Origin of the sequence: Cellulosimicrobium sp. TH-20, from assembly GCF_002105775.1 — a bacterium.
In the GTDB taxonomy this organism is placed as follows: Bacteria; Actinomycetota; Actinomycetes; order Actinomycetales; family Cellulomonadaceae; genus Cellulosimicrobium; species Cellulosimicrobium funkei.
Genome location: NZ_CP020857.1, coordinates 1,349,775 through 1,374,221, shown reverse-complemented (window position 1 = coordinate 1,374,221; position 24,447 = coordinate 1,349,775). Strand labels below are relative to the sequence as shown.

24 protein-coding genes and 1 riboswitch are annotated in these 24,447 nt (G+C 76.3%); of the genes, 9 read left to right on the top strand and 15 right to left on the bottom strand.

Annotated elements, in window-relative coordinates:
* Nucleotides 1-153: 153 nt before the first annotated feature.
* Nucleotides 154-609: a DUF6069 family protein gene (locus B8281_RS06120; protein ID WP_232322696.1), complete on the bottom strand. Its 456-nt coding sequence runs from the start codon at nucleotides 607-609 to the stop codon at nucleotides 154-156.
* A gap of 221 nt (nucleotides 610-830) precedes the next feature.
* Between B8281_RS06120 and B8281_RS06115 the strand changes: the two genes are divergently transcribed.
* Nucleotides 831-2,090, top strand: coding sequence for a sensor histidine kinase (locus tag B8281_RS06115; protein WP_085387246.1), 1,260 nt, complete (start codon nucleotides 831-833; stop codon nucleotides 2,088-2,090).
* Between the two features lie 134 nt (nucleotides 2,091-2,224).
* Nucleotides 2,225-2,812: a response regulator transcription factor gene (locus tag B8281_RS06110; protein ID WP_128957751.1), complete on the top strand. Its 588-nt coding sequence runs from the start codon at nucleotides 2,225-2,227 to the stop codon at nucleotides 2,810-2,812.
* Nucleotides 2,813-2,815: 3 nt separating this feature from the next.
* Here the strand turns inward: B8281_RS06110 and B8281_RS06105 are convergent, their stop codons facing one another.
* From B8281_RS06105 to B8281_RS06090, 4 genes are all read right to left on the bottom strand, one after another.
* Entirely contained in the window at nucleotides 2,816-3,040 is a 225-nt protein-coding gene (locus B8281_RS06105; RefSeq protein ID WP_232322695.1) for a DUF4235 domain-containing protein, read from the bottom strand.
* Nucleotides 3,041-3,202: 162 nt separating this feature from the next.
* Nucleotides 3,203-4,300, bottom strand: coding sequence for an ABC transporter ATP-binding protein (locus B8281_RS06100; protein WP_369824968.1), 1,098 nt, complete (start codon nucleotides 4,298-4,300; stop codon nucleotides 3,203-3,205).
* Nucleotides 4,301-4,302: 2 nt separating this feature from the next.
* Entirely contained in the window at nucleotides 4,303-6,018 is a 1,716-nt protein-coding gene (locus B8281_RS06095) for an iron ABC transporter permease (RefSeq protein ID WP_137280810.1), read from the bottom strand.
* Between the two features lie 103 nt (nucleotides 6,019-6,121).
* Entirely contained in the window at nucleotides 6,122-7,213 is a 1,092-nt protein-coding gene (locus tag B8281_RS06090; RefSeq protein WP_085387242.1) for a thiamine ABC transporter substrate binding subunit, read from the bottom strand.
* Between the two features lie 82 nt (nucleotides 7,214-7,295).
* A riboswitch (TPP riboswitch) is annotated at nucleotides 7,296-7,400 on the bottom strand.
* A gap of 309 nt (nucleotides 7,401-7,709) precedes the next feature.
* Between B8281_RS06090 and B8281_RS06085 the strand changes: the two genes are divergently transcribed.
* The 4 genes from B8281_RS06085 (at nucleotide 7,710) to B8281_RS06070 (ending at nucleotide 12,869) form a co-directional block, all read left to right on the top strand.
* Entirely contained in the window at nucleotides 7,710-8,480 is a 771-nt protein-coding gene (locus B8281_RS06085) for an ABC transporter ATP-binding protein (RefSeq protein ID WP_232322769.1), read from the top strand.
* Nucleotides 8,477-11,014, top strand: coding sequence for an ABC transporter permease (locus tag B8281_RS06080; RefSeq protein ID WP_369824944.1), 2,538 nt, complete (start codon nucleotides 8,477-8,479; stop codon nucleotides 11,012-11,014). Before B8281_RS06085 ends, B8281_RS06080 begins: the two co-directional genes overlap by 4 nt.
* Nucleotides 11,015-11,120: 106 nt before the next feature.
* Nucleotides 11,121-11,396, top strand: coding sequence for a DUF4235 domain-containing protein (locus B8281_RS06075; protein ID WP_009861813.1), 276 nt, complete (start codon nucleotides 11,121-11,123; stop codon nucleotides 11,394-11,396).
* Nucleotides 11,397-11,453: 57 nt separating this feature from the next.
* The gene (locus tag B8281_RS06070; RefSeq protein WP_085387239.1) at nucleotides 11,454-12,869 is read left to right on the top strand and encodes a hypothetical protein; all 1,416 of its coding nucleotides are present in this window, start codon (nucleotides 11,454-11,456) and stop codon (nucleotides 12,867-12,869) included.
* Here the strand turns inward: B8281_RS06070 and B8281_RS06065 are convergent.
* The 6 genes from B8281_RS06065 to B8281_RS06045 all read right to left on the bottom strand — a co-directional run bounded on the left by B8281_RS06065 (nucleotide 12,858) and on the right by B8281_RS06045 (nucleotide 16,984).
* A complete protein-coding gene (locus tag B8281_RS06065) occupies nucleotides 12,858-13,295 on the bottom strand; it encodes a GntR family transcriptional regulator (RefSeq protein WP_081600302.1) in 438 nt (145 codons plus the stop codon). The genes B8281_RS06070 and B8281_RS06065 overlap by 12 nt on opposite strands.
* Nucleotides 13,292-14,251, bottom strand: a complete 960-nt coding sequence (locus tag B8281_RS06060; RefSeq protein ID WP_157446589.1) for a hypothetical protein — start codon at nucleotides 14,249-14,251, stop codon at nucleotides 13,292-13,294. The genes B8281_RS06065 and B8281_RS06060 overlap by 4 nt, the downstream gene beginning before the upstream one ends.
* 85 nt (nucleotides 14,252-14,336) lie before the next feature.
* The gene (locus tag B8281_RS06055; RefSeq protein ID WP_157446588.1) at nucleotides 14,337-14,894 is read right to left on the bottom strand and encodes a hypothetical protein; all 558 of its coding nucleotides are present in this window, start codon (nucleotides 14,892-14,894) and stop codon (nucleotides 14,337-14,339) included.
* On the bottom strand, nucleotides 14,891-15,532 hold the full coding sequence (locus B8281_RS19215; RefSeq protein ID WP_043659136.1) for a hypothetical protein: 642 nt from the start codon (nucleotides 15,530-15,532) through the stop codon (nucleotides 14,891-14,893). The genes B8281_RS06055 and B8281_RS19215 overlap by 4 nt, the downstream gene beginning before the upstream one ends.
* Entirely contained in the window at nucleotides 15,529-16,227 is a 699-nt protein-coding gene (locus B8281_RS06050; RefSeq protein ID WP_085387236.1) for a hypothetical protein, read from the bottom strand. The genes B8281_RS19215 and B8281_RS06050 overlap by 4 nt, the downstream gene beginning before the upstream one ends.
* 52 nt (nucleotides 16,228-16,279) lie before the next feature.
* Nucleotides 16,280-16,984: a DUF1361 domain-containing protein gene (locus B8281_RS06045; RefSeq protein ID WP_021482839.1), complete on the bottom strand. Its 705-nt coding sequence runs from the start codon at nucleotides 16,982-16,984 to the stop codon at nucleotides 16,280-16,282.
* Between the two features lie 118 nt (nucleotides 16,985-17,102).
* On the opposite strand from B8281_RS06045, the gene B8281_RS06040 reads away from it, so the two are divergent.
* Nucleotides 17,103-18,350 carry a nitrate/nitrite transporter gene (locus B8281_RS06040; protein ID WP_085387234.1) on the top strand — a complete coding sequence of 416 codons (1,248 nt, stop codon included), beginning with the start codon at nucleotides 17,103-17,105 and terminating at the stop codon, nucleotides 18,348-18,350.
* A 621-nt stretch (nucleotides 18,351-18,971) separates the two neighbouring features.
* Here the strand turns inward: B8281_RS06040 and B8281_RS06035 are convergent.
* Nucleotides 18,972-19,457, bottom strand: coding sequence for a DUF6328 family protein (locus B8281_RS06035; protein WP_085387233.1), 486 nt, complete (start codon nucleotides 19,455-19,457; stop codon nucleotides 18,972-18,974).
* 93 nt (nucleotides 19,458-19,550) lie between these two features.
* Here B8281_RS06035 and B8281_RS06030 point away from each other — a divergent pair, with 93 nt between their 5' ends.
* Nucleotides 19,551-20,282 carry a PAS and ANTAR domain-containing protein gene (locus B8281_RS06030; RefSeq protein ID WP_085387232.1) on the top strand — a complete coding sequence of 244 codons (732 nt, stop codon included), beginning with the start codon at nucleotides 19,551-19,553 and terminating at the stop codon, nucleotides 20,280-20,282.
* A 10-nt stretch (nucleotides 20,283-20,292) separates the two neighbouring features.
* Here B8281_RS06030 and B8281_RS06025 read toward each other — a convergent pair whose 3' ends face one another.
* From B8281_RS06025 to B8281_RS06015, 3 genes are all read right to left on the bottom strand, one after another.
* Nucleotides 20,293-21,084, bottom strand: coding sequence for a GAF and ANTAR domain-containing protein (locus B8281_RS06025; RefSeq protein WP_228074952.1), 792 nt, complete (start codon nucleotides 21,082-21,084; stop codon nucleotides 20,293-20,295).
* 265 nt (nucleotides 21,085-21,349) lie between these two features.
* Entirely contained in the window at nucleotides 21,350-22,210 is an 861-nt protein-coding gene (locus B8281_RS06020; protein WP_085387231.1) for an SDR family oxidoreductase, read from the bottom strand.
* Nucleotides 22,211-22,260: 50 nt separating this feature from the next.
* Nucleotides 22,261-23,010 (bottom strand): PAS and ANTAR domain-containing protein, encoded by a 750-nt coding sequence (locus B8281_RS06015; protein WP_061267802.1) that lies wholly within the window; start codon nucleotides 23,008-23,010, stop codon nucleotides 22,261-22,263.
* 105 nt (nucleotides 23,011-23,115) lie between these two features.
* Here B8281_RS06015 and glp point away from each other — a divergent pair, with 105 nt between their 5' ends.
* Nucleotides 23,116-24,444 (top strand): gephyrin-like molybdotransferase Glp, encoded by a 1,329-nt coding sequence (gene glp / locus B8281_RS06010; protein ID WP_085387230.1) that lies wholly within the window; start codon nucleotides 23,116-23,118, stop codon nucleotides 24,442-24,444.
* Nucleotides 24,445-24,447: the final 3 nt, after the last annotated feature.

The following is a 24,447-nucleotide window of genomic DNA, read 5'->3' as shown; positions in this document are numbered from 1 at the left end:
AGCGGAATCTCATCGTCCCCGGCCGAACACGCCCCCAATCCCCCGTCGAACACGGGGTCAGCGACCAGATCCGGCGGATAACGGTCGCCGACCCCGTGTTCGACGGGTGGGGCGGGGCGGGGGGCGGGCGGGGCGGCGAGGTGGGGGCGGGGGTCAGCGGCGCAGGCCCAGGGCCAGGGTCGCGCCCACCGTCAGGTGCTCGACGACGAGCAGGGCCACCGCACCGGGCGTCACCGCACCGAGCGGGCCGAGCAGGGAGACGAGCAGCACGACGCCGCACGTCACGAGCCAGGGCCGTCGGCCGCCCGAGGACAGGCGGCCGAGCAGCGCGCGCACGCCCCACCCGGCGTACCCGACGACGAGCGTCACGACGACCGCCGCCATGACGCCGACCATCTGCGTCCCGGTCGCGGTGCGCACCGCGGGGTCGACGCCGAGCGCCGTCCCGACGAGCAGCACGACGGCGGCGACGACCGCCGCGGCGGGCGGGACGAGCCAGCGCGGGCCGCGCCGCGTCGTCCGCCCGTCCGGCACGGACGCGCGGGGGTGGCCCGGGACGTGCGAGGTGGCGTCCGAGGCGCTGCTCGACGTGCTCCGTGTCGTGGACATGACGTTCCTCCTTCGTCGCGCGGCGGGGCCGCCTCTCGTGCGGCCTGGGCCGCGGCCGGCGGGTGCCGACGTCCCCACGCTCGCGGCCCGAGCGCCTGCCTCGCGTCGGCCGGAGGGCGGCGGCCCGGCCGACCGGCGTCGGGCCTCGACCCTCCTGCCGGACGGCGACCCCCGACCTTGGTCGGTGGTCGGGCGCGCACCGGCCGCCTAGCGTCCGGAGCATGACCACCACCGACTGCCCTCCCCTCGCCGGGCGCCCCGTCCTCGCGACGGCCGCCGCGCGCCGCGCCGGCACGCGCCCGCTCGTCCCCGGGTGGGTGGTCGCGCTGGCCTGGCTCGCCGTCGCGGTGCTCACGGCGCTCGCGACCGCCGGGGTCGTCGCGCAGGACGACGCCGGCGCAGCCCCGTGGCTCGACGTCGCCGTCGCGGTCCTCGCCCTCGCGGCGCTGCCCCTGCTGTGGTCGCGGACCCCGCGCGACGCCCCGGTGGTCGGCGCGCTGGTCCTCGCCTCGCTCGCGGCGTACTCGGGCGCCGCGACCCCGGCCTCGACCGTCGCGACCCTGCAGGTCGCGCGCTGGTACCCGCTGCGCACCGCGCTCCCGGTCGCGGTCGCCGGGTTCGTGGGTCACGCCGTGCAGGCGCTGTGGCGGCCGCAGGCGCTGCCGCTCGGCTGGTGGCTCCTGTGCGACCTCGCCGTGCACGCCGCCCTGCTCGGCTGGGGCCAGTACGCGCGGGCGCGCGACCAGCTGCTGTGGTCGCTGCGGGACCGCGCGCGGCGCGCCGAGCGCGAGCAGGAGCGCCGTGTGGCCGAGGCGCGCGTCGCGGAGCGCACCCGGATCGCGCGCGAGATGCACGACACCCTCGCGCACCGGCTCTCGCTCCTCGCCGCCACGGCGGGCGCGCTCGAGTACCGGCCGGACGCCGACCCGGAGCGGCTCGCCCGCGCCGCGGGCCTGGTGCGTGCGGGGGTGAGCTCCGCGCTCGACGACCTGCGCGACGTCGTGCGGGTGCTGCGCGCCGAGCCCGGGCCCGGCGGGGTCGACGCGCTGTCGCCGCAGCCGACGCTCGACGACGTCGAGCGGCTCGTCGTCGAGGCGCGGGACGCGGGCGGCGACGTGACGTACGAGCGGACGGGGCCCGTCGACGTCCCGCCGACGGTCGCGGTCGCGGCCTTCCGCGTCGCGCAGGAGGGGCTGACGAACGCCCGGCGGCACGCGCCGGGCGGTCCGGTGACGCTCCGCGTCGTGGCCCGGGCGGGCGAGGTCCGGGTCACGGTGTCCGACGGCGGCCCGCGTCGCGTCCCCGTCGGCGCCTGCGGCGGTGTCGGCCCGGAAGGTGGCGGCGTCGGTGACCGAGCGGGCGGCACCGGCACCGGGCTGGTCGGGCTGCGGGAGCGCGTCGACCTGCTCGGCGGGACCCTCGACGCCGGGGCGCGGGACGCGGGGTTCGTGCTCGACGTCCGGCTACCGTGGGACGCGTGACGGAGCAGGGTGGGCGCGGGGACGCCCCGCGCGGGAGCGACCACCACGACGACGGGCAGGCCCTCCCGGACACCGCGCGCACCCGCCTGGTGATCGTCGACGACGACGCGCTGGTCCGCGCCGGGCTGCACCTCATGCTCGACGGCGCGCACGGCATCGAGGTCGTCGGCGAGGCCGCCGACGGCGCGGAGGTGACGGCCGTGCTCGACGCCCACCCGACCGACGTCGTGCTCATGGACCTGCGCATGCCGCGCGTCGACGGGATCGAGGCCACGCGGCGCGTGCGGGCGCGGCCGGACGCGCCGGCCGTCGTCGTGCTCACGACGTTCGACACGGACGAGGAGGTCGTCGGCGCCCTGCACGCCGGCGCGTCCGGCTACCTGCTCAAGGACATGCCGCCGGAGCGGATCGTCGCCGCCGTGCGCGCGGCCGCGACGGGCGAGCCCGTGCTGTCACCGGAGATTGCGCGGCGTCTCATGACGTCGGTCGCCGACGCGGGCGGCCAGCGCGAGCGGGCCCGGGCCGCGCTCGACGCGCTCACCGGGCGCGAGCGCGACGTCGCGGTCGAGCTCGGCCGCGGCGCGACGAACGCGGACATCGCCGCGCGCCTGTTCCTCAGCGTCCCGACGGTCAAGGCCCACGTGTCGAGCGTGCTGCTCAAGCTCGGGCTGGAGAACCGCACCCAGGTCGCGCTGCTCGTCCACGCCGCGGGCCTCGACTGACCGTCAGTCGCCGGGCCACTCCCCCGTCCAGCGCTCGAACGCGCGCGCCCCGCCGCGGTCGATGAGCGCCTTCACCACCGCGTAGATCGCGCCCTGCAGGAGCGCCGCGAGCACGATCTCCTTGAGCGGGTACTCCGACTGCAGGGGTGTCGGGGCGTCCTTGCGGTGGCCGGGCGAGACCCGCTTGTAGATCTGCTTGAACACCTGCCCGGCGACGAGCCCGCCCACGACGGAGCTGACGATGCCGACGGGGCGGTACAGGATCTTCGCGGACTTGCTGCCGTTCTTCTCCGGGGGTGGTCACCGGTCGTCACGTCGTCCATCCCCCGACGCTAGGTCGGCTGCGGCGCTCTCGCTCGTCGCACGGCCCCGGGCGGCCCGCCCGGGACGTCAGTCCGGCACGACGGCGCACCCGGCCGGGTCGACGACGACCCGCACCCGGTCGCCCGGCTCGACGACCGCCGCGGCACCCGCGAGCGCCACGAGCCGCGCGGGCGCACCGCCGGAGCGCCCGGGCAGGTCGACGTCGACGGTCACCTCGACCGCGCCGCGGCGGAACACGCTCCCGACGACGGTCCCGTCCCACGCGTCGTCCGACACCGGCACGCCCTCGGCCGCGAGCCGCAGGCCGCGCGGACCGACCGCGAGCAGGCTCCCCGGCCCGTGCGGCACGAACGCCTGGTAGCCGAGGAACTCCGCGACGCGGCGCGACCCGGGCGCGCGCCAGAGGTCCTCGGGCGGCGCGACCTGGAGGAGCCGGCCCGCGTCCATGACGGCGACGCGGTCGGCGACGGTGAACGCCTCGTCGTGGTCGTGGGTGACGAAGACGGCCGTCGTGCCGGTGGCGCGCAGGGCCTCGCGCAGGTCGAGCGCGAGGCGCTCGCGCAGCCCCCGGTCGAGCGCGGAGAGGGGCTCGTCGAGCAGGAGCAGCCGGGGGCGCGGCGCGAGCGACCGCGCGAGCGCGACGCGCTGGCGCTCGCCGCCGCTGAGCGTCGCGACCGCGCGCCGCTCGTACCCGGCGAGCCCGACGACGTCGAGCAGCTCGGCCACGCGCGCGTCGCGCTCGGCGCGCGGCAGCCCCGCGATCCCGTAGGCGACGTTGCCCGCGACGTCGCGGTGCGGGAAGAGCTGGCCCTCCTGGAACATGAGCCCGAACCCGCGGCGGTGCACGGGGACGCCCGTGAGGTCGCGGCCGTCCCACGCCACGGAGCCCGCGGCGACCGGCTCGAGCCCCGCGACGGCGCGCAGCAGGCTCGACTTGCCGCAGCCGCTCGGCCCGAGCAGGGCGAGCACCTCGCCGGGCGCGACGTCGAGCGTGACGCTCGCGACCGCCGTCGTGCCGGGGTCCGTGCGCGCTCCCCCGGCGCCGCGCCCGCCGTACCGCACGACGACGTCGCGCACCGCGAGCCCGGCGGCCTCCCCGGTGCCGGGGCCCGAGCGCGACGGCTCCGGCGTGCCCGCGCGCGCGGGGGCGGGGTCGGTCTGCACCATCAGAACTCTCCTCCGGGTCGGTCGCCGCGCAACCGCTCGGCGAGCAGCATCACGGTCGCGGTGAGCAGCGCGAGCACCACGCTCGCCGCGAGCGCCATGCCGTAGTTCTCGGCGCCCGGGCGCCCGATGAGCCGGAAGATCACGACCGGCAGGGTCGCGCTGTCCGGGCGGGCGAGGAACGACGTCGCGCCGAACTCCCCGAGCGAGACGGCGAACGCGAACCCGACGGCGAGGCCGAGCGACCGGGCGGCGATCGGGCCGTCGACCGTGCGGAACACGCGCCCGGGCGCGGCGCCGAGGGTCGCGGCGGCCTCGCGCAGGCGCGGGTCGATGGCGCGCAGCGTCGGCAGGACCGTGCGCACGACGAGCGGGGTCGCGACGACCGCCTGCGCGATCGGCACCAGCAGCCCCGACGTGCGCAGGTCGACGTCGAGGCCGAGCGGCCGGTCGAGCGTGATCAGGAAGCCGAAGCCGACCGTCACCGCGGAGACCCCGAGCGGGAGCATGAACACCGAGTCGAGCACCGAGATCGCGCGCCGCCCGCCGCGCGAGCGCGGGCGCCGGGACACGACGAGCGCCACGAGACCCCCGATCACGACGGCGAGCACGGTCGCGAGCGCGGCGGTGCGCAGCGAGTTGCCCGCCGCCTCCCACACGGTGACGGACAGCGCGTTGCGCCCGCCCGTGGTGCCGAGGTTCGCGTAGTTGTCGAGTCCCCAGCCGCCGCCCGGGACGCGGAACGAGCGCACGACGAGCGTGCCGAGCGGCAGCCCGACGAGCACGACGACCACGGCCGCGGTGAGCGCAGCGGGCGCGAGGTCGCCCGTCGGGCGGCCGTCGCGCCACAGGCGCAGCGGGTGGGCGGACGACGCCGACGACGACAGGTTGAGGGCGCGCTCGCGCCGGGCCCGCGTGCGGTTCGCGACCGTGAGCGCCGCCGCGACGACCACGAGCTGCACGACCGACAGCACCGCGGCGGTGCGCAGGTCGAGGAACTGCGTGGTCTGGATCCAGATCTCCGTCTCGATCGTCCCGTAGCGGATGCCGCCGAGCACGAGCACGACGCCGAACGCCGTCGCGCAGAAGAGGAAGACGATCGACGCGGCGCTCGCGATCGCGGGCGTGAGCGCCGGGAGCGTCACGGTGCGGAACGCGCGCCACGGCGTCGCGCCGAGGGCGCGCGCCGCCTGCTCGGCGCGCGGGTCGAGGTGCTCCCAGAGGCCGCCGACCGTGCGCACCACGACGGAGTAGTTGAAGAACACGAGCGCGACGACGATCGCGGCGAACGTCTCGTCGAGCCGCAGGAACCCGAGCGGGCCGCCCTGCACGAGCAACGACCGGAACGCGACGCCGACGACGACGGTCGGGAGCACGAACGGCACCGTGACGAGCGCGCGCACGACCCGGCGCCCGGGGAACCGGCACCGGTACAGCACGTACGCGCCGGGCACGCCGAGCAGCAGCGACAGCGCCGTGCCGAGCACGGCCTGCCAGAGCGTGAGGCCGACGATCCGCCACGTGCGGGGCTCGGAGAAGACCTCCGCGAACCCCGAGAGGTCGAGGCCGCCGTCGTCCCCGACGAACCCGCGCGCCACGAGCGTGACGACCGGCCACGCGAAGAACACCCCGAGGAACGCGAGCGGCACCGCCGCCGCCAGACCCCACAGCACCCCGCGCCCGACGCCGCCCCGCCGGACCTCCCGACCCCTCACCACGGCTCTCCCCCGCGCAACCACGGCTCTACCCCGCGCGACCACGGCTCTACCCCGCGAGGGAGAGCCGTGGTCGTTCGTGGACCGGGGGTTCGGGGACCGGGGGTCAGTCGACGACCGTCGCCGTCCATGCCTTGATCCACTCGTCGCGGTGCGCCGCGACGTCGGCGGGCGCGACCTCGAAGGGCTCGTCGGCGAGCGGCGCGAACTCGGCCCAGCCGTCGGGCAGCGCGACGGAGTCGTCGGCCGGGTACATGTACATCTGGTCGGCGACGTCGGCCTGGAACGTCTCGCTCACGAGGAAGTCGAGGAGCTGCTGCGCGCCCTCGGGGTTCTTCGCGTTCGCGAGCACGCCTGCGTACTCGACCTGGCGGAAGCACGTGTCGAGCAGCGCACCCGTGGTCGACGCGGAGCCGTCCTCGGTGAGCGTGAACGCGGGCGACGTCGAGTACGACAGCACGAGCGGGCGCGGCCCCGCGCCCTCCGAGCCGGAGAAGTCGACGTAGTACGCGTCGGACCAGCCGTCGACGACCTTCACGCCGTTGGCGCGCAGGTCCGCCCAGTAGTCCTCCCAGCCGTCCTCGCCGAACGCCCCGACGGTCGCGAGGAGGAACGCGAGGCCCGGCGACGACGTCGCGGGGTTGGTCACGACGAGGAGGTCCCGGTACTCGGGCTTCGCCAGGTCCTCGAGCGTCACGGGCTCGGGGATCCCCGCGTCGGCGAACCACGCGTGGTCCACGTTGACGCACACGTCCCCGAGGTCGACGGCGGTGAGCTCGCCGCCGTCGCCGACCGCGTACGACGCGGCGGACTCCGAGACGTCGGCGGGCGTGTACGGCTCGAGGACGCCCTCGTCGATCGCGCGCGACGCGAAGGTGTTGTCGATCCCGAACACGACGTCGCCGAGGGGCGAGTCCTTCGTGAGGATCAGCTGGTTGACCAGCGCGCCGCCGTCGCCGGGCGCGACCTGCTCGACGGTGAGCCCGCTCTCCTCCTCGAACGCGGCGAGCACGTCGTCGCTCACCGCGAAGGAGTCGTGGGTCACCAGGGTGACCGTGCCCCCGCTGCCCGACGACGCGTCGTCGCCCCCGGCGCCGTCACCACCCGAGCAGGCCGCAAGGGCGAGGAGCGCGAGCGTCGCGCCCACGCCGGTCGCGAGGGCCCGGCCGCGGCGGGCGAGGGTGGTCGTGTGCTGCATGTGTCCTCCCTGGACGTTCAGGAGGGGTCCACCGGCCCGACGAGCCACGCGCCGGGTGGGCGCGACGGACCGCGCGAGCAGGTGATCGAGATTCCCGACTTCCTCCACCGGTGCTAACCGGATCAGGTTCGAGGGTCTGCGGTGGTCCGCACTCTCAGCTCCTCCAGGAGCTCCCCTGTCGTTCACCGCGAGCCTACACCGGCCCCTCGCCCGGAGAGTCCCCTGAGAGAACCCTGAGCGCCGGCGCCCGCGGACCAGGGACGGTTCGGGGCCCGCCCCCGATGCCGCGGGCAGGCGCGCCGCGGGAGGGTCGGTACGGCCGCCGGGAGCCCCGGCGGCCACCACAGGACGACGCCGCCCGGCGAGCCACGACGCTCCCGCGCAGCGGCACGACGAGAGGACGGACGAGGACGTGACGACGACAGGTGCGGCACAGCGGAGCACCCCGCGCGAGGGCCCGCCCGCCGAGGGCGCTGAGGGCGCTGCGCGACCCGCGATCGCGACCGCGCGCGGGCTGGTGAGGACGTACGGGCGCGGCGAGGCCGCGGTGCGTGCGCTCGACGGCGTGGACGTCGACCTCGAGCGGGGGCGCCTGACCGCGATCATGGGCCCGTCCGGCTCGGGCAAGTCGACACTCATGCACTGCCTCGCGGGGCTCGACTCCCCCACGGCGGGGACCGTCGTCGTCGACGGTGAGACGGTCTCCGCGATGAGCGAGCGCCGGCTGACGCGTCTGCGGCGCACGCGCCTGGGGTTCGTCTTCCAGTCGTTCAACCTCGTGCCGACGCTCACGGCGGAGGAGAACATCGTGCTGCCGCTCGCGATCGCCCGGCGGCCCGTCGACCAGGAGTGGTTCGACCGCGTGGTCGACGCCGTGGGCCTGCGCCCCCGGCTGGGGCACCGACCCGCCGAGCTGTCGGGCGGGCAGCAGCAGCGGGTCGCGTGCGCGCGGGCGCTGGTGTCGCGACCCGCGATCGTGCTCGCGGACGAGCCGACGGGGAACCTCGACTCGCGCGCCGCCGCGGAGGTCCTGGGCTTCCTGCGCGCGTCCGTGGACGACCTCGGTCAGTCCGTCGCGATGGTCACGCACGACCCGACCGCGGCGTCGTACGCCCACCGGGTGCTCTTCCTCGCGGACGGCCGCCTCGTGACCGAGCTCCACGACCCCACGCCGCAGGCGGTCCTCGACACGCTGGGCTCCCTCACGCCCGCCGCGCCGACCCCGGCGCACGCCGCCCCGGCGCCGACGACGGCGGCCGCCCGATGATGGGCCGGATCGCGCTGCGCGGCGTGCGCGCGCACGGCGCGCAGCTCGTCCTCTCGGTGCTCGCCGTGACGATCGGCGTCGCGTTCGTGACCGGCACGTTCGCGCTGCGCGCGATGCTCGCGACCACGTTCGACGGCATCGTCGCCTCGTCGGTCCAGGCGGACGCGTACGTGCGCGGCGCGTCGTCGGCCGGGGACGCGCTGATGTCGACGTCGGCCCAGGTAGGCGGTGCGCGCAGCCTCGTCCCGGCGGACCTGGCGCGCGACCTCGGCGCGCGCGACGACGTCGCGCTCGCGCTCCCCGAGGTGAGCGGTCCCGCGGTGCTCGTGGGCGCGGACGGGACCGCGGTCCTCGGCAGCCAGGCGCCGAGCATCGGCGTCGCCTACGACCCCCGCGACCCCGGTCCCCAGGTGGTCGACGGCCGCGCACCCCGCGACGGCAGCGAGGTCGCGCTCGAGTCGGCGACGCTCGCGGCGTCGGGCCTCGCGGTGGGCGACACGACCGACGTCGTGCTGGGCGACGCCGTGCGGCCGGTGCGCGTGGTCGGCGAGCTCTCGCTGTCCGCGCCGATGGCGGGCGCGACGATCGTCCTGCTCGACGCCGGGACCGCCGCCGCGACGTACGCGCCCGACGGCCTCGTCCCGTCGGTCGCGCTGTACGCGGCCGACGGCGTCTCCCCCGAGGCGCTGCGCGACGCCGTCGCGACCGCGCTCCCCGCGGGCGCCGAGGCGCTGACGGGCGCGGAGCTGCGCGCGGAGTCGAGCGAGGCGATCACCGACCAGCTCGGGTTCGTCTCGACGTTCCTGCTGGTGTTCGCCGCGCTCGCGCTGTTCGTCGGCACGTTCATCATCACCACCACGTTCTCGATGCACGTCCGACGCCGCACGCGCGAGCTCGCGCTCCTGCGCGCGGTGGGCGCGTCGCCCGGGCAGGTGTTCGGTTCGGTGGTGGGGCAGGCGGCGGTCGTCGGGGCCGTGGGCGCGCTGCTCGGCGTCGGGGCCGGGTTCGGCCTCGCGCAGCTCGCCCGCAGCGGGCTCGGCGCCGTCGGCATGGAGCTCTCCGGCTCGCTGCCCGTCACGGCCACGGGGGTCGCCGTCCCGCTCGTGGTCGGCGTCGTCGTGTCGGTGCTCGCCGCCGCCCTGCCCGCGCGGCACGCCGCGCTCGTGCGCCCGGTGGAGGCGATGCGCGCCGACGTCGTCCGGCCCACCGGAGCCGGGCGGGCCCGTGCCGTCGCCGGGACCGTCGCGCTGCTCGCGGGCGTAGGGCTCGTCGTCGCGGCGGCCGTGGTCGGCAGCGGGGGCGCGCCCCTCCTCGGCCTCGGCGCGGCCGGCGTCGTCGCGGGCGTGCTCCTCCTCGCCCCGCTCGCGGTCGGCCCGGTGCTGACCGTCCTCGCCGCGCCGTTCGTCGCGCTGGTCCGCCCGCTCGGCGGTCTCGCGCGCGGCAACGTCACGCGCCAGCCGCGGCGGACCGCGGCCACGGCGGGCGCGCTCGTCGTCGGGATGGCGCTCGTCTCGACGACGTCCGTCCTCGCGCTGTCCACCCGCGTCTCCGTGCAGGACATCGTCGACCAGGAGACCGCGGCCGACCTCGTCGTCCGCTCGGCGATGCCGTACCTCCCCGACGGGGTCCCGGACGACGTCCGCGCCGTGCCCGGCGTCGCGGCGGTCGACGTCACGACGTACGGGCAGGTCGTCGTCGACGGCGAGCCGCAGCTCGTCGTCGGGTTCCCCGCCGAGGGCTTCGGCCGCTCCGTGCGCACGACCGCGACCGAGGGGGACCTCGACGCGTACGCGCGGGGCGAGGCCGCCGTCATGGCGGACGCGCTCGACGAGCACGGCTGGGCCCTGGGCGACGTCCTGACGCTCGCCGACCCGGCACGGCCCGACCTCCCGGCCCGGGAGGTGCGCATCGGCGCGGTGGTCGACTCGCACGCGTTCTCCGTCGACCTGCTCCTGCCGCCCGACGTGGCCGCCGCGGTCGGCGCGACGACGACGGAGATGCTGTTCCTCGACACCGAGCCCGGCGCGGACCTCGCGGCCGTCCGCGCCGACGTGACCGACGCCGTCGCGCCGTACGTCGTGGCGTCCGTGCTCGACGCCGACGAGTTCGCCGCGGACGTCGCCGGCCAGGTCGAGTCGGTCCTCGCGATCGTCTACGCCCTGCTGGGGCTCTCCGTCCTCGTCGCCGTGCTGGGCATCGTCAACACGCTCGCGCTGTCCGTCGCGGAGCGGACGCGCGAGATCGGGCTGCTGCGGGCCGTCGGGCTCGGGCGGGCCCAGCTCGCGACGACGATCGTCATCGAGTCCGTGCTCGTCGCGGTGTTCGGCACGGCCGTCGGGCTCGCCGTGGGGACCGGCCTCGCCGCCGCGCTCCCGTCGGTGCTCGCGGACCAGGGCTTCACGACCCTCGCCGTGCCGTGGGCCCAGCTCGGCGCCATGCTCGTGCTCGCCGGCGTCGTGGGCGTCGTCGCCGCGGTGTGGCCTGCGGTGCGCGCCGCGCGCCTGCCCGTCCTGGACGCGGTGAGCCACGACTGAGCCGGGTGCGCGCGCCGGGCGACGCGTGGGCGGCGACTTCGCACTACGGTGGTCGTGCGAGCACGCCCGGCGCCGCCCGGCGCCCCGACCGACGGAGGAACCCCTCGTGGCCGACACGAACGAGAACGAGCAGACCCTGGCCCTCAAGGTCGGGACCGTCGCCCTGACCTTCGCCGCGGGCTGGGCCGCGCAGAAGCTCGTCACGTTCGTCTGGGCCAAGGTCACCGGGCACGACGCCCCGAAGGACCTCGACGACGAGGAGGTCGGCGTCGTCCAGGCCGTGACCTTCGCCGCCGTCGCCGCGGGCGTCGGCGTCCTCGCCCGCCGCTTCGCGGGCAAGGAGGCGAAGCGCGTCGTCGCCCGCCTCGCGTCGCGCGCCTGACGCTCGGCCCGCTCCGTCCGCGCGAGGGAGGCCGGGCCGCCGGGTAGCCTGGCGCGCGTGACCGCCCCGCCGGCGAGCCCGACGACGCCCCCTCAGGACTCGATCCTGCGCGCCGGCCTGCGCGTCCTCGCCGACGCCGGCCGGCTCCTGGCCCGGCACTGGCCCGCGCTCGTCGCGGTCGCCGTCCTCGCGCAGGTGCTGCACGAGCTCGCGCTGCGGGCCGCGCTCGCCGTCGCGCCGTCGTCCGGGGTGCTCGGCCTGCTCGTGCTGTGCTTCTCGCCGCTCGCGACGGTCGTCGGGATCGTCGTCATGCTGCACGTCCTGCGCCGGGAGCCGCGCACCGAGCGCGACCGGCTCGAGGTCCGGGCGCTGCTCGGCTCGATCGCCTCGGTCCTCGTGCCCTACCTCGTCATCTACGAGTTCTACGGCGGGCTGTCGTCCGACTGGCAGGCGTACATCGACTCCGCCGCGCTCGACCACGCGTTCGCCGCGGGCGCGGGGATCGAGACCGCGAGCCCCGTCCCCGAGGGCTTCGGGCTCACCGTCGTGCTCGTCGTCGCGGGCGCGCTGCTCGCCCGCACTCTGCTGGAACGGCTCGCGCGGCGCCTCGACCGCGGCGTCCCCGCGCGCGACGGCGACGCCCGGCACAGCGCCCGCTCCGCCGCGGTGCGCATCGCCGCGGGCTACTGCGAGGTCGTCTGGATCGTCGTCGGCGCGTTCACCGTCACGGCCCTCGTCGGGCGCGTGCGCGAGTGGTGGTCGACACGCGTCGTCGTCGTCGAGGTGACGACCTGGTGGGACGGCGTGGTCGCGCGCGTGGACGCGCTCAAGCCGCTCGTCGACGCCGTGGGCCCGACGACGTCCCTCCTCGTCGCGGGCGTCGTCACCGGGCTCGTGGTCCCGCTCGCGTGGCTCACGCTCGGGACGATCGTGTACGGCGTCGAGGCGATCGACGTCGTCGACCCTGCCCACGCGGTGCCGGGCGACGGCGGGGCGACCGGCCGCACGGCCCGCGCCGTCGACCGGTTCAATCGGACGCTCGGCGAGAGCGGCGCCCAGCGGGCGTGGGCGCTCATGCTCGACCCGGGCCGGCGGTTCGGCGGCCTCGTCGGCGCCCTCGGGATGCTGTGGCGCAGCCGCTGGGGCGCGGTGCTGCTCTTCTGCGTCGCGTTCGCGCTCCTCACGCTCGCCGAGCAGGTCGTGCTCACCGCCGCGCAGGCGGTCGTCGGCCAGCCGGGGATCGTCGCGTGGCGCGCGCTCGTCGGCCCGCTGGAGACGGTCGCGACCGTCGTCGTGCAGGTGCTCACGACCGTCCTGCTCGCCGCCGCGGCCGACGCGCTCCTCGCGAGCCTGGGCCTGCCGTCCGCCCTGCGCACGCGGCGGGCGGCGCGGCGGGCCGGGGAGCCGGACACCGGCGCCGGCACCGGGGCGCCGAGCACGCCGACCACGGTCGGCGCGGCCTCAGCTCCCTGACGTGACGGGGTGCTCGACCTCGGTCCGAGCGGTGGCGTCGCCCGCCTTCTCCTCGCGCCGGTCCCCCAGCAGCGCTGCCGCGACGACGTCGCGGATCTCCCCGTCCGTGAACGCGTGGTCCCGCGCCAGCCGGACGAAGCGCGCGGCCGCCTCCGTGACGGCGGCCCGGTCGAGCGTCGCAGGCGGCGCCGTGACGAGCGTCCCGACGCGGCGGCGGGTGGTGACCAGGCCCGCGGCCTCGAGGTCGCGGTAGGTGCGCGCGACCGTGCCCGGCGCGATGCCGAGGTCGTTGGCGAGCGCGCGGACGGTCGGGAGCCGCTGCCCGTCCACGAGGTCGCCCGCCGTGACGAGCGCGGCGAGCTGCGCGCGGAGCTGTTCGTAGTGCGGGGTCGTGGAGTCGAGGTCGATCCGGACGGCGAGGCTCACGCGGCGACCGCCTCGGGAGCGAACGGCGCCCGCGCGGCGGGTGCCGGGTCGCGCGCGGGCCACACCGACGCCACGAGGACGACGAGGACGAGGCACGCCGCGACGGCGAGGAGGACGTTCCCGGCGACGATCTCCCCTGCGCTCGGCCCGGGCCCGAGCCGGGCGCCGTCCCCGTTCCCCAGGCCGAGCCAGCGCAGCGAGAGGCCCGCGAACGCGACGAGCCCTCCCAGCGTGAGACCCAGCACGAGCTGGGTCGCACGCTCGACACGGCGGGCGACCCGCCGCCGCAGCCACATGTCCCACTCCTCGCCGACGTCCTCCACCGCGGGACGCGAGCGGACGAGGCGCAGCACCGCTTCGGAAGCGACCAGGGCCACCGCGGCCACGACGAGCACGGGCCCCGTCCACAGCCAGCCGGGGAACGGGGTGACGGTGTACGCCTCGGCCGGCCCGACGACGCGCGAGACCGCGCGCGGCCCCGACGCCACGAGCCCGAACGCGACCGCGGCGACCACGAGCAGGGCCGTCCACGCCCAGGCGAGGCGGCGTGTGAGGGTGGGAGCGACGTCCGCGACCGACCGGACGGCGAGGCGCGCCTCGCGCTGCCGGTGCCGTGGACGAGGCCACGTCAGCTCGCCCACCGCGTGGACGGCCAGGGCGCCGAGGAGCGCGACGAGGGGCAGCACCGCCGTCCCGCGCGCGCCGAGCGTCGCGACGCCCAGCACGAGGTAGGCCGGGGGCAGCAGGAGCCCCGCCGCGACGACCAGACCCGCCCCGGCGCTCGTGAGGGCGGCGTGCCGCACGGCACGACGCCCCGCCGAGCCGGTGACCACCGCCCGACGGCCGTCGGACCACACCAGCCCCACCGCGACGACCAGCGCGAGCAGCGCGAGGTCCGCCCCGAGCGCGACCGGCAACGGCAACGGGTTCCCCAGCATCCACGACACCACGCCCACGGCGACCACCTCCGTCGAAGTTTATTGATCATGAACTATGATCATTAAACCGTGGAATGTCAACCGGTCGGGCCGACGGCGGCGGTCAGCCGACGTCCGCGACGGGGAGCGCCCAGTACGCCGGCAGGAGGCTCGGCTCGACGAGACGCACCTCGGCGGGCTCGGCGTCGTCCGGGGTCAGGAAGTGCTGCGTGCTCCGGCTGGAGACGGCGCCCGTGCAGACCGGCGCCTCGGGGTACGGCATCCCGGGGAGCGCCGCGGCGCCCGCCGCGTACTCCCGCCCGGCCGTGTCCCGGAGCAGCACCGCGCACGACGAGAAGGTCTTCTCCGCGCCCTCCGGGGCGGGCGGCGCGTCGGAGCGGAACGACACGTCGGCCGCCCAGAGCGTGTAGCCGTCGGGCACCTCGATCCGGCCGCCGTACCCGTCGTCGAGCCCGTCGACCGCTTCGACGCCCAGCAGCCGGGCCCGCACGTCACCGACCTGGGCCCAGCCGTCGGCGTCCGGCGCGTGCGCGACGCGCGGTTCGCCCGACCACCAGGCCTGCACGTCGTCCGACCGCCAGGTCAGCCAGCCCAGGGCGCCGAGCGCCACGACCAGCACGGGCAGCCACCAGCGGTTGGTCCGCCACCAGCCGGCGCTCACGCGTCCCACCCGCCCGGGACGAGCGCGGGCCGCACCGTCTCCAGGGAGTCCCCCGCGGCGGGCGGCGCGACGCGGCCGAGGTCGACCTCGGCGATCGCCTGGGGACGGTCGAGGTCCGCGTCCTGGTGCTCCGTGAGCACGCGCAGCACGAGGTCGCCCTCCAGCGCCCGCGCGGGCACCTCGACGGCGACGGTCCCCGCCTCCGGGACGTCCGGGTCCGCGAACGTGCTGAGGACCTGGTTGCCCACGCGGCGCGACGCCTCGTGGTCCCGCCCGGCGGCGTCGCGCAGCTCGACCACCTCGACGCTCGCCTCGCCCGTCGTCCCGGACACCGCGAGGTCCACGACGACCCAGACGCCGTCGGTCGTCAGCGGGCCGGACCCGTCGTCGAGCGTCGTTCCGGTGCGGACGTCGTCGACCCGCACGCGCACCGGGCCGGCGGTCACGACCTCGCCCACGGTGCCGCGCGACGTCGTCGGCGTGAGCGTGGGCCACCACGTGTCGACGCGCGACACCGCGGCCCCCGCCCCCACGGCGAGGACGAGCAGCACCACGGTCACGGCCCGGCCGGTCCGCCGCGGGCGCCCGTCCGGCGCCTCGGGCCCGTCCGGCGCCACGGCGGTCGCTTCCTCGGTCACCAGCCGTCCTCCGTCTCGGGCGGGTCGACGATCTCGGGCGGGACGGCCCCCGCCGGGACGTCCACGAGCGTGACCGCGCCCGTCTCGGCCCACCGCCGGCCACCGCCGACCGTCATGTCGCGGTACCGGAACGTCGGGACGGTCACGGTCAGCGGCTCGTCGGGGGTGCTCACCGCGCCGCCCTCCCCCGGTACCGACACGGGCCACAGGAGCGCGACGTCGTCGGCGAGGCCCGGCGAGAGCACGGGGTACGACGACGCGTCGCGCACGAGGAGCGTGGGGTCCGGGCGGTCCGGCTCCGCGTCGCCCGCGAGCGCCAGGCCGCCGGGCAGCTCGTCGGGGAGCGTCACCGCGGTGCGGTCGAGCCGGCGCGACTCGCGGTCCGTGTCGAGCGCGCCGACGACCACGACGAGCCACGCGTCCGCCCCGGAGTCCTCGAGCGCCGAGACCTGCACGGCGTCCGTCACGGACCACGAGCGCACAGTGAGGTCGAAGGGTCCCGTGGCGACCGGCTCCCCCGCGGCGGCCCGGGCCGGGCCCGCGTCGGCGGCGTCGTGCCGGGCGAGGCCGCCGGCCGCCGTCGTGCCGACGACGGCCCCCAGGACGACGGCGAACGCCACGCGGCGCGGCCACGTGCCCACGACGGCGCGGAGCAGCGGCACGCCCCGAGCGGCCTTCGGCGCGGTCGACGTCACGGCGCGCATCCTACGGGGCCGTCACGGGCCGTCGCCGGAACCTCACGGGCCGTCACGCCCCGCGCACGAGGAGCGTCGTGACCGGCCCCATGACGATCGCGTACATGACCGCGAAGAACAGCGTGTGCAGGAGCACGAAGAGCAGCGCGTCCAGCACGGCGCCGCGCGCCCGGAAGTGGCGCACGAGCTTGCGCACGAACTGGACCGGGTGGGCGAGGTCCCAGCTGTTGAACCGCACGTACCGGCCGAGGTAGATCCCGACGGAGACGAGCGCCAGCACGACGAGCACCACGACCCACGACACGGGACGGCGGAACGGGGCGTCGTCGTCCGGGTAGAGCACGATCGCGAGCAGCGCCTGCGCGAGGAACACGTTGACGAGCGTGTTCATCACCCCGGACAGGGCGAGCGTGAGCACGGCCACGATGTCGTACCAGAGCGGGACCTCCTCGCCCTCCTGCCGGTGGCTGTAGTTCAGCTCGGTGACGAGGTAGCCCGCGTTCGGCAGGAGCAGCAGCCAGACGCCGAACCCGACGACGGCGCACGTCACGACCGCCCACGACGGGGCGCCGCCCGCGATGAGCACGGCGTCGACGAGGACGACGAGCCCGAGCACGATCACCGGCGCTATCGAGAGCCCGATGTTGAGGAGCATCGGCCGGTACACGCGCGTGCGGTACAGCGGCGCGCGCAGCACCACGAGGGCGAGCGCGTACACGTTGAGCAGGGCCACGCCCCCGAAGAGCCAGTCGAGCACGACCCCACGGTACGGGGGGTTCCCCGCGCGCGGCGCGGGGAGCGTCGTTAGCGTGGAGGTGCTCGACGCAACGATCTCCCCCCGTGCCCGACGACGGGCACCTCCCCCAGGAGTCGCCATGGCGCAGCAGGACGCGGGCAGGGCCGCCGGGCCCGCCGCGACGACGACGACGACGTCCACCTCCCCGACCCTCATGCTCGTCCTCGCGACCATCGGGTTCGCGGTGAACTTCTGGGCTTGGGCGCTCATCAGCCCGCTCGGCGCGGCGTACGGGCAGCAGTACGACCTCACCGACGTGCAGGTGTCCGTGCTGGTGGCCGTCCCGGTCGTCGTCGGGTCGCTCGGCCGCATCCCGGTAGGGGCACTCACGGACCGGTACGGCGCCCGCATCATGTTCCCCCTGGTCAGCGCGCTGACGATCCTGCCCGTGCTGTTCGTCGGGCTCGTCGCGGACAGCTTCGCCTGGCTGATCGTCGGCGGGTTCTTCCTCGGTCTCGGCGGCACCGCGTTCGCCGTCGGGGTTCCGTTCGTCAACGCGTGGTATCCGCCCGCGCGGCGCGGCACCGCCGTCGGGATCTTCGGCATGGGCATGGGCGGCACCGCGATCTCCGCGTTCACCACCGTCCGCATCCGCGACGCGTGGGGCGACGCCGCCCCGTTCCTCCTCGTCGCCGCCGTCCTCGCGGTGTTCGCCGTCGTGTCGTGGCTGCTGCTGCGCGTCCCGCCCGGCCGGGCGACCGCCCCCGCCGGCGGGTTCTGGTCCCGCACCTGGGCGACGTTCCGCCTCCCCGCCACCCTGCAGCTCTCGTGGCTGTACGCCGTCGGGTTCGGCGGGTTCGTCGCGTTCTCCGTCTACCTGCCGACGTTCCTCGTCAACGCGTACGACCTCACCGCGTCCGACGCCGCGGCCCGCACCGCCGGGTTCGTCGTGCTCGCCGTCGTCATGCGGCCCGTCGGGGGCGCGCTGTCCGACCGGTTCGGCGGCGTGCCGGTGTCCGTCGCGTGCTTCGCCGTCGTCACGGCGCTCGCCGCCGTCGTCGCGTTCCAGCCGTCGCTCGTGCCGGTCGGGACGATCGCGTTCCTCGGCCTCGCCGCCGCGCTCGGTGCGTCGTCGGGCGCGACGTTCGCCCTCGTCTCGAAGGTCGCGCCGGTCGAGAAGGTCGGGGCGGTCACGGGCCTCGTCGGCGCGGCGGGCGGACTCGGCGGGTTCATCCCGCCGCTGCTCATGGGCGCCGTCTACCAGCTGGAGGGCACCTACGGCCTGGGCTTCGGGCTGCTCGCCCTCACCGCCCTGCTGACCCTGCTGTTCACCCTCGGTCCCGTCCGTCGGGGCGTCCAGGCCCGCGCCGCCGCTTCGTCGTCCTGACCCACCCGGGAGAAGTCCCGCGCTCGCGAAGTAGAGCCGTGGTCACGCGAGGTAGAGCCGGGGTCACGCGAGGTAGAGCCGTGGTCATGCCCGACGGCGCGTGGTCGCCCTGGGTGGGCGGGTGGGTGGTGGTGCCGCGTCTACCATCCGCCGCTCGTTCCTCGCGGCTCCCGCCAGGCCCGCCACGACGCGGCACCACCACTCACCCCGCCCGGCGTCGTCTCACCTCTGGGTCTCCCCTGCCCGAGCGACTGCCTGCGGGGTCAGGTGCGCTCGCACCGCACCGCCCACCGGGTCACCGCGGTCGCGCCGGAACTCGGCGGCGAGCAGGTGATCTGGGCTCGTCGTGGTCGGCTGACGGGCCACAATCACCTGCTCGCCGGAGGCCGCGGCCTATGGTGGACAGGGGGTGTCGCTCGACCCTCCGGCCCGGCGCGGGGCGGCCGGGGAGGGTGGTGCCTGGTTCCACCATGGTCTTCGCCATTGACCACGGCTCTACTTCGCGTGACCACAGCTCTACCTCGGCGAGCCACGGCTCTACCTCGCATGACCACGGCTCTACCTCGCGTGACCACGGCTCTACCTCGCTACCTCGTGTGGCGAGAGGTCTTGATCGCGAGGTCAGTCCGACGCCGCGGTGCCGCGGGCGACGAGGCGCGGGAGGACGAACCAGAGGCCGACGAGCAGCACGAGCGCGCTGCCGCTCGACCACAGGGCGGCGGTGCGGTTCACGACGACGTCGACCACGAGCAGCACGGTCCCCGTGACGACGAACGCGAGGACGAGCACGCCGAACCGTGCGATCCGGTCGCTCAGGGTCACGAGCGTCGTCTTGCGGTGCCGGCGGAAGAGCGTCCGGTGGAGGCTCACGGGCGTCACGAACAGGCCGGTCGACAGCACGGCCAGCGCGACGAGCGCGAGGTAGACGTCGGTCTGGAAGGTGTCGAGGTCCCCGAAGCGCTGCTGGAACGGCAGCGTGAGGAGGAACCCCGTGAGGATCTGCACGCCCATCTGCATGACGCGCAGCTCCTGGAGCAGCTCTGCCCAGTTCCGGTCGGACCGTTCCTCGGCCGACTCGTCCCGCCCGTCGCTGACCTGGGTGGTCACGGTTTCCTCCCTCGCGCCGACGCTGGGATAATCTTCAGTCTGCTGGGGTCAGGAATCGGCTCCGTCCTGCTCGATCTCCGGGGACCCCCATCGATGGACGCTGCCCTGCCCTCCGACGCCACCGAGCCCGACGACGTCGTCCCGCCCGCTCTCGCCGACCTCCTCGCCGCCCTCGGCCCGGGTGACCCCCAGCCGGTCGGCCGCTTCCGCGTGGACATCGCGACCGACTCGTGGTGGTGGTCCGACGAGGTGTACGAGATGCACGGTTTCGCGCCGGGCGAGGTCGTGCCGACGACCGCCCTCGTCCTGTCGCACAAGCACCCCGAGGACCGCGAGCGCGTCGCGAGCGAGCTCGCGCAGGCCGCGCGGACCGGGGAGCCGTTCGGGTCCATGCACCGCATCGTGGACGCGACGGGCGCTACTCGCACGCTCGCCGTCGCGGCGCAGGGGAAGAACCCGGGCGCGGAGCTGCCCTGGGCGCACGTGGTGGGCTACTTCGTCGACCTGACGACGGCGCACGCCGAGGCCGCGCGGCGCGAGGCGACCGCGTCGATCCGGGCCGCGGACGCGTCGCGCTCGGTGATCGAGCAGGCGAAGGGCGTGCTCATGGCGGCGCTGCGCACGGGACCCGACGACGCGTTCGAGGTGCTGCGCCGGCGCTCGAACGACGTGAACGTCCCCGTCCGCGAGCTCGCCCGTCGCCTCGTGGAGGGCGTGGTCGGCGGCGCCGAGCCGGCCGGGCCGCTGCTCGACGAGTCGGTCCGACGCCGGGTCGACGCGCTGCTCGAGGCGCCGTGCGCCGACGAGCCGGCCACCGGCGGCTGAGCGCCGGGGCTCAGTCCCCCGCGGGCGCGCCGACGCCGGGGATGCGGCGGGTCTCGACGATCTCGCGGGCGACGTCGACGAGCTTGATGTTCGCGTCCTGGGACACGCGGCTCATCACGGCGAACGCGCGGCCGGGCGTCAGGGAGTACCGCTCCATGATGATGCCCTGCGCCTGCCCGATGAGCGTGCGGGTCTGGACGGCGGACTGCAGCTGCTCCTCGGTCCGCGCGGCCGAGATGGCCGCGGCGGCGACGGCCGCGAACGTCGAGGCGAGGTGGTGGGAGTCCGGGCCGAACGCGTCGCGCGAGCCGGAGTACATGTTGAGCGCGCCGTGCGCGTTCTCGGACGTGTAGAGCTGGACGCACAGCATGGAGCCGACGCCGAGCTCGCCCGCCGCGCGCGGCGCCCACCGCGGCCAGCGCGGGTCCGCAGCGACGTCCCCGGACTCCACGAGCGCGTGCTCGCGGATGGCATCGAGGCACGGGCCCTCGTCGAGCTCGTACTGGAGCGCGTCCCCGCGCGCCACGACCGGGTCCGACACGGCCGCGCTCTCGATGCGGCGGCGGGTCACGAGCGAGATGCCGGCCTCGTCGCAGCCGTCGACCATCGCCACCGCGAGCTCGACCACCCGGTCGAGCGTCTGCTGGAGGGTGGGCTCGTCGGCGAGCGCGCGGGCGGCGTCCGCCACGAGGCCCGCCACCGTCGCCTCCTCCGCCATCAGGTCGACGACGGGGACCTCGGTCAGCGGTGCTCCGGACCCTCCCGGGGTCGGCTCGCCGCTCGTTCCGCGATCGGTGCTCATGGTGCTCTCCTTGTCTCCGCCGCAAGCCTACGTCGCGGCGAGCCGGAGCACGTACGGCGTCGGAGGCCCCGCCCGGGCGTCACCGGGGCGGGGCGGGGGCGGCGGCCGTCTCGCCCGCACAAGGCGTGGCGGCTGTGACCCTCTCACGGGCGCCGTCGCTCTCGCGGCGGTCCCGCCCCCGGGCGGGCGCGGACGCCCACCCTCCGACCCTCCCGGGCGAGCCGCGGTCTCACCGTCCGCGGCTCCCCCGGCGAGGAGGGGCCCGTCAGAACACGGGCTTGCCTCCCGTGACACCGAGGACGGTGCCGGACACGTAGCTCGCGTCCGTCGGGGAGGCGAGGAAGACGAACGCCGGCGCGACCTCCGCGGGCTGGCCCGCGCGCCCCAGCGGGGTGTCCTTCCCGAACTGCTCGATCTTCTCCTCGGGCTGGGTGGCCGGCTGGAGCGGCGTCCAGATCGGTCCCGGCGCGACGGCGTTCACGCGGATGCCGCGCGGGCCGAGCTCGGCCGCGAGGTTCACCGTGAGGTTGTTGATCGCCGCCTTCGTCGACGCGTAGTCGAGCAGGGACGTCGACGGCTGGAAGGCCTGGATGGACGAGTTGTTGACGATCGCCGCGCCCTCGCCCAGGTGCTCGAGCGCCGACTGCGTGATCCACAGCAGCGCGTAGAGGTTCGTCTTGAGCACCCGGTCGATCTCGTCGGTGGTGACGTCCTCGATCGACTCGCGCCGCGCCATCTGGAAGCCGGCGTTGTTGACGAGCACGTCGAGCCCGCCGAGCTCGTCCGCGGCGCGTCCGGGCAGGGCCCGTGCCGTCGCCTCGTCGGTGACGTCGCCGGGCAGGAGGGCGCACGTGCGGCCCGCCTCGCGGACCCAGCGCGCCGTCTCCTCGGCGTCCTCCTGCTCCTGGGGCAGGTAGCCGATGGCGACGTCGGCGCCCTCGCGCGCGAACGCGATGGCGACGGCGCGACCGATGCCCGAGTCACCGCCCGTGATCAGCGCCCGACGGCCCTCGAGCCGCCCGGTGCCGCGGTAGGACTGCTCGCCGTGGTCGGGCACCGGTTCCATGCGTCCGGTGAGGCCCGGGGGTTCCTGCTGCTGGGCCGGGAAGGTGGTCTCGTCGGTCATGTCGTTCCTCCTTCTCGTCGTGCGCCTCGTCGTGCGCGGGGCCGCCCGGCTCAGGAGCGGGCCGGCTCGCGACGGCGTGCGAGCTGCGCCTCGTGGGCGCGGGGCCGTGCGACCGGACGGACGGCGGCGAACGCGCCCGCGACCGTGGCCTCGGCCGTCGGGCCGACCCCGCCGGCCTTGCTCAGCGCGCGCATGACCTGCGCGGCGGTCTCCTGGACGGGCACGCCGGCCTCGCCGGCCGCCTCCGCGAGGAGCTGGCCCGCCGCGACGTCGTCGACGCCGTGCACGGCCATGAGCACGCCCTTGACCTGCTCGACGGCGGCCTGCGCGACGAACGCGCGCGTGACGGCGCGCTGCGACTCGCGCTCCAGCGCCTCCTTGTGCGTCGGGGTGACGTCGACGACGTACCCCGCGATCTCGACGACGCGACCGCGCGCGTCCCGTCGGCCCTGTCCCGTCACGACGACGGACCGGGCCTTGCCGTGCCCGTCGACGATCCGGTGGGCGCACGAGAACGGGCGACCGGAACGGATCGCCTCCGTGGCGGCGCGCACCACGCGGGCGCGGTCGTCCGGGTGCTTGCGCGAACGCAGCGCGTCGAGGCTGGGCTGGACGTCCCCCGGCGCCCAGCCGTGCATGGTGTACACCTCGTCCGACCACCACCACGTCCCGGTGCCGAGCTCGACGCGGTACTGCCCCACGAGGAGGTGCGTGCCCACGGCGAGCACCTCCGCAAGCGCTGCGGGGCGCACGGGCGCCGTCTGGTCGGGGCTGAGGGTGGTCACGGGGATCGAGGCCATGTCGTCCTCCCAAGGTTCGGGGGGCTTCGGGCCGCTTCATGACTCCGGTGCCCAACGTAGCCCACCCTCCCGAGGTCGGCACCCGGGCTCGGCTACGGTGCGGGCATGACGCGCGACCCGAGTCGGACGATCGTCCAGCACACCGCGGAGGCGCTCGCGCTCGTCCGCCCGACGCCGCCTGCGGACACCCCGCTCGAGGACGCCGTGGGCGCCGTCCTGGCCGCCGACGTCGTGTCCGTCCTGGACGCCCCCGCGTTCGACGCGTCCGCGATGGACGGGTACGCGGTGCGCGCGCAGGACGTGGCGGGGGCGACGCCGTCGGCCCCCGTGGTGCTGCGCGTCGTGGGCGACGTCGCGGCCGGGGACGCGGGTCCGGCCGGGCTCGACGCCGGCCTGGGACCGGGCGAGGCGGTCCGGATCATGACGGGCGCGCCCGTGCCGCCGGGGGCGGACTCCGTCGTGCCCGTCGAGCGCACGTCGACCGGTCGCTTCACGCCGGGCGCGGCCGGGAGCGGGCCGACGACGGTCGCGGTCCACGACGCGTCGCGCACCCACGTGCGGCCCCGCGGGGAGGACGTGCGCCAAGGCGACGTCGTCGTCGCGGCGGGCACCGTGCTCACCGCGCGGCACGTCTCGGTCGCGGCGTCCGCCGGGCACGCGGCCGTGCGCGTGCACCGCGCGCCGCGCGTGGCGGTGCTCTCCACGGGCAGCGAGCTCGTGGCCCCCGGCACCACGCCGGGGCCGGGGCGGATCCCGGACTCCAACTCGGTCCTGCTCGCCGCGTCCGCGCGGGCCGCGGGCGCGCGCGTGGTCCGGCGCGGGGCCGTGGGCGACTCCGCGGCCGCGCTCGTCGCGACGTTGGACGGGCTCCTCGACGCGTTCGACGGCGCCCCGCCCGACCTGCTCGTCAGCACCGGCGGGGTGAGCGCGGGCGCGTTCGACGTCGTGCGCGAGGTGCTCGACCCCGCGACCCGCGCGGGCACGCCGTGGCAGGACGCGGTCACCGACGCCCGGCTCGTCGCGGTCGGCATGCAGCCCGGCCGCCCGCAGGGTCTCGGACGCTGGCGGGGTGTGCCGTGGCTCGCGCTGCCGGGCAACCCCGTGAGCGCGTACGTGTCGTTCGAGCTGTTCGTGCGGCCCGTCGTGGACCGGCTGCGCGGCGTGCCCGGCACGGGCCGCCCGCTCGTCCGGCGCGTCGCCGCCGCGGGGTGGTCCTCGCCGCCTGGGCGCGAGCAGCTCGTCCTCGTGCGCCACACCGAGCCCGACGGCGCGCACGTCGTCCCCGCGGGCCGTCACCCCGACGAGCGCACGACGGCGCGCGGCTCCGGCTCGCACCGCGTGAGCGCGCTCGCGCACGCCGACGCGCTCGCCGTCGTCGGCGCCGACGTCACGGCCGTGGCACCGGGCGACCCCGTGCAGGTGCTGCTGCTCTGAGCC

Bases quoted from the DNA above. Each gene is read 5' to 3' on its own strand.
- B8281_RS06120 (WP_232322696.1), bottom strand. From the start codon at position 609: ATGTCCACGACACGGAGCACGTCGAGCAGCGCCTCGGACGCCACCTCG.
- B8281_RS06115 (WP_085387246.1), top strand. From the start codon at position 831: ATGACCACCACCGACTGCCCTCCCCTCGCCGGGCGCCCCGTCCTCGCG.
- B8281_RS06110 (WP_128957751.1), top strand. From the start codon at position 2,225: ATGCTCGACGGCGCGCACGGCATCGAGGTCGTCGGCGAGGCCGCCGAC.
- B8281_RS06090 (WP_085387242.1), bottom strand. From the start codon at position 7,213: ATGCAGCACACGACCACCCTCGCCCGCCGCGGCCGGGCCCTCGCGACC.
- B8281_RS06080 (WP_369824944.1), top strand. From the start codon at position 8,477: ATGATGGGCCGGATCGCGCTGCGCGGCGTGCGCGCGCACGGCGCGCAG.
- B8281_RS06040 (WP_085387234.1), top strand. From the start codon at position 17,103: ATGGCGCAGCAGGACGCGGGCAGGGCCGCCGGGCCCGCCGCGACGACG.
- B8281_RS06030 (WP_085387232.1), top strand. From the start codon at position 19,551: ATGGACGCTGCCCTGCCCTCCGACGCCACCGAGCCCGACGACGTCGTC.
- B8281_RS06025 (WP_228074952.1), bottom strand. From the start codon at position 21,084: ATGAGCACCGATCGCGGAACGAGCGGCGAGCCGACCCCGGGAGGGTCC.
- B8281_RS06020 (WP_085387231.1), bottom strand. From the start codon at position 22,210: ATGACCGACGAGACCACCTTCCCGGCCCAGCAGCAGGAACCCCCGGGC.
- B8281_RS06015 (WP_061267802.1), bottom strand. From the start codon at position 23,010: ATGGCCTCGATCCCCGTGACCACCCTCAGCCCCGACCAGACGGCGCCC.
- glp (WP_085387230.1), top strand. From the start codon at position 23,116: ATGACGCGCGACCCGAGTCGGACGATCGTCCAGCACACCGCGGAGGCG.